The sequence below is a fragment of the Methanobrevibacter sp. genome (assembly GCF_017447225.1).
Taxonomy (GTDB): Archaea; Methanobacteriota; Methanobacteria; order Methanobacteriales; family Methanobacteriaceae; genus Methanocatella.
The window spans coordinates 1-4411 of the sequence record NZ_JAFSNZ010000113.1; the positions used below are offsets into that span (position 1 = coordinate 1).

Annotated in this window: 1 protein-coding gene; it reads right to left on the reverse strand. The window is 30.4% G+C overall.

Annotated features, from left to right (window positions below):
- Positions 1 to 8: 8 nt before the first annotated feature.
- Entirely contained in the window at positions 9 to 4241 is a 4233-nt protein-coding gene (locus tag IJQ68_RS10590) for a hypothetical protein (protein WP_292800363.1), read from the reverse strand.
- Positions 4242 to 4411: the final 170 nt, after the last annotated feature.

The following is a 4411-nucleotide window of genomic DNA, read 5'->3' on the forward strand; positions in this document are numbered from 1 at the left end:
AATTAAATTTATTCATCGTCTTCATCATTTATAGCTCCTACATCTTGATTTTCATTAACATCATGAATATTGACTTTTAATTCAACTTTATCTCCTTCTTTTAAAGTATCCTTATAATTATTAAGCCTATTATATTCATTTTTAATTGAGTCATATTGTCCTTTTAATAAAGCATTATTTCTTTCTAAAAGACGTAATTTTTTAGTATAAGCATCAAATATTTTTTCAAGTTGAGTATTTTTTTTTCTAGCTTCGCTATCAATTTGACTCTTAAATGCAATATTATCAGTATAAATTATACCTTCTTTTACATCTCCATATGTTTGACCTTGTCTACCTGTAACGCTTTTATCTTGAAGATCATTTATTTCTAATTCAAAACCTTTATATATTTCTTTTGTTCCTTTATATTTAAGTCTATATCTATAAATACGTGAGAAAATATAAATTGCAATACCAATTAATAAAAGAATTCCCAAAAATATGAATGTTAATAGTTTTAAATGAGCTATAAACCAATTTTCAGCTATATATAATTTATTATCGTTCATTTTTAATTCCATGACAACGGCATAAATACCTTCTTCATTCACTTCTCCAGTTAATTGCAATTCATTTTTTGCCTCAACATTAAAGTTCAATTTATTGCATTCCCATTTTCTTGTTGTAACATTTAATTTTGCTAAGCATACATCTTTATTATAATTTAATGGGAATGTAGTATATCTATATGTTTTAGTATATTCTGCTTCATCTTCTTCTATTACTAAATGACTTTTTTCTAATTTTTCATGTTTATAAGGAAAATCAAATAAAAGTGTTAGTAATACTTTTCCAGAAATTTCAGTTTCTTTTGGCTCTTTTAATGTAACTTCAATTGCACTTGATAAAACAGTATATTGGTAACTTAAAGAATAATTATTACCTGGATCAGCATAAGGATAAACTGATTTAAGATCATCAACTCTTGTTTTGTCATATGTTGTATTAGTATCAACAATACGATTTCGAGTTACAGACCTAAATTTAATTTGAGTTTCAGCAGCTTCTCCGTCTTTTATTTTAGTAATAGTACCAGCTGGAATTTCAACTTTTCCAGCTAAAATATTGTTAGGACCAATAATTAAATCAGCAGTCACTTCCATTTTTGGATAAATTGAAATTAAAACATTGGTATCTCCAACCTCTCTAAAAGGTATTTTACAATCAGCTAAAGATGCACCGCATGTTCCATCAATACATCTAAAAGGCTTTTCTGTTGAATCACAGGCACTTTCACCAACACATTCAATTATTTGATTAGCACATCTTCCATTAGAGCATAATAAAGGATGATCATTAGGACATCCATTATATTCAACAAAACTACAAGTCTTTCTGCAAACTCCATCTTCGCATAAAGATAAACCTTCTTGGCATTCAAATTTCTCTAAATCATTTTTATCAGTACATAATTCTTTTCCAGTTGCACATCCCCCATCATAACATTTAAAAGGAGCATCACTTTTTACACAGCCTGGATAAATTGGGCATTCCTCTACCGATGCTCTACATGTTCCATCTAAACAAATATATTCATCATTCTTGCATATTGTTCCAATTTTAGCTCCATTTTCTTCATCATAATCTATTTTTTGGCAATCTCTTGGATTTTGTCGACACATTCCCATGACACAATAATATTGGGCCCAACTTGGGCATTTACTTTCATCACAATCATATACTCCTGCACCACAATTTCCATTGGGACATAAAACAGGATTCTTTGCAGGGCATTTTTTATGATACATTTGACATTCTTCCATTGAGCTTGCACATGTTTTATCTTCACATAAAGTTTGTTTTTCCCCACATCCACTATAACTTTTACAAAATGATGGTTTTTCTGCACAAGAACCATCAGCACATAAATATGGTTTATAATTTGGACAAGCAATTCCTAATTCACACCCTTGTGTTCCACCAAAAGGATATCTTTTACAATCACCATTTCCACAACGGAAAGGAGTATCTACTTTACAATTTATTGAATTAAAACATTCACCAAGAGATTTTGCACAAGGATCTGGCTCATCATTCAAACATGTTACAGTTCTTCCACCTTCTTGACATTCATCACTATGCTTTTGGCATTGTCTTAAAGATGTTGTGCAAAATCCATCAGGACACATAATTTCTCCAAAAGAACATGCTGTATCAACGTTATCACAATCGTTACTTTCAGCTACACACATATTAGTTGTTGGACATTTTATAGGCCTTTCTTGGGGACATCCATTTGCCTCATTAAATTCATTTTCATGACTTTCACACTCATCTAAATCAGCAACACAAAAACCATTTCCAGGACATTTATATTTACTCTTTAAAGGACATCCATTATCATTAGGGCATAAGTTAGATTCACTTGCACATGCACCATTTCCACATCTTGTTTCATTTCCTGGACATGTATTGCCTAATGGACATTTCTCTATTTCATCTCTACATGAGCCATCTTGACATCTAAATTCACCTTCAGGACAAATAACTAAAGGTTTACATTCATCATATGAATGTGCTTCTGTCCCATCTGCACAAATTACATTTCCAGAAAGAGCTGTTTTTCTTTCTACTGGACAATAATTAACCGTTAATACACAAGTACCATCAAAGCATTTTATTGGTATTGATGCATCACATAGAGGAATGGAGCATGAATTTTTTTTCAAATTAATGCATTCACCATTTGCACACTTATAAGGAGTATCAATAGGGCAACCCATTTGAGAAGGACATACTACATTATTTGGTAAACAACTACCATCAGGGCATAATTTTTTATCACCACATATTGGTTTTTCTGGACAAGATTCTTTATCTGAAGCACAACTTCCATCTTCGCATCTTATTGGTAAATAAAAAGGGCAACCATTTTCTTTATCACAGTATTTTTCATCAGAAACACATAATCCATTTAAACATTTAACAGGTAAATTTACAGGGCAAGCTTCTTCAGGACAGAATGCTAATTTTTTTCTGCACGTACCATCTTTACATTTAACAAATTCACTTGGACAATCTTTCTCTTCTTTACAATTCATTGATGATTTAGCACATAAACCATTAGGACATTTTACAGGATTTATTATTCTATCACATAATGATGGTGATAAGCATTCTCCTCTTTCAGCTAAGCATCTTCCGTCCCAACATAAAATAGGTGTTTCACTTGGGCATGAAGGTTGTGTAGGACAATCTTCTGGATTTCTTCTGCATGTATTATCAAAACATCTATATGGAGCATCTACAGAACATGTAATATGAGTACCGCATTGTCCTAAAGCACAACTTCCATCTGGACATTCATGTAACCCCGATGGACAATTTTGATATGCTGGACAATTTTCTACTGAATCTCTGCATGAATTATCCCAACATTTTACAGGCTTATCTATTGGGCATATTATACCTGTTGGGCATGAATCTATTGATGTAGCACATGAAAAATCAAATTGACATAATATTTGGGTTTTATCACATATTAGCTCATATTTTTCATTTTTATTATTAAAGCAAGTACCTTTTGGCTTACAATTTCCATTCCAACATTTTTCATATCCAACTGGACAAGTGACTAATGTAGGACATAAAAATTTAGAACTTGTACAAGTACCATCAGAGCATCTTGTCATTGTTTTATCACCACAATTAGTTTCTTTAGAAGGTAAATCACATTCATCCTTTGTTTTACGACAAGAACCATCATTACAAAGAACAGTTGTTTTATTAGGGCAATGGACAAAACTTGGGCAATCTATTAAACTTTTTCTACAATCTCCATTTCCACATCTAATAGGATTAAATGATGGGCATTCAACATAATCTGGACAATCATCTTTTTCATCGACACAAGTATTATCTGGGCATTTTGTTGATGCATTATCTGGACAAGAAATATGAGAAGGACAATTAACATATATTTCATCTGGACTATTTACACATTCACCATCCCAGCATTCTTTCCCAGTTCTACATTTTGAGGGAGTTGCAAAAATATTTTCATGTGCACAAGAATATGAGTTGATTTTCATTAAGCCATTTGTACAATACATTGGTGTTGGACAATTCAAATCACTTATTATTGCTTTGAAGCCTCCTGGACAATCAACAACTTTATACTCATCTTGGCATTTGATTTGATAATAAATGGCAATAATTATTAATGTTAATATTTGGAGATAAAATTTCTTTGATAACATTTTTTTGTATTTAATAATAAATATTATATAATATAATTATTACTCATTTTTTATTAATATAAAAATGAATAAAAATAATAATTATTTTTTTGTTAATTTATTTTATAATACTTTTAAATAATTAAAATAATATATTTTTATAAAAATTATTTATTTAAAATTATTAAAAT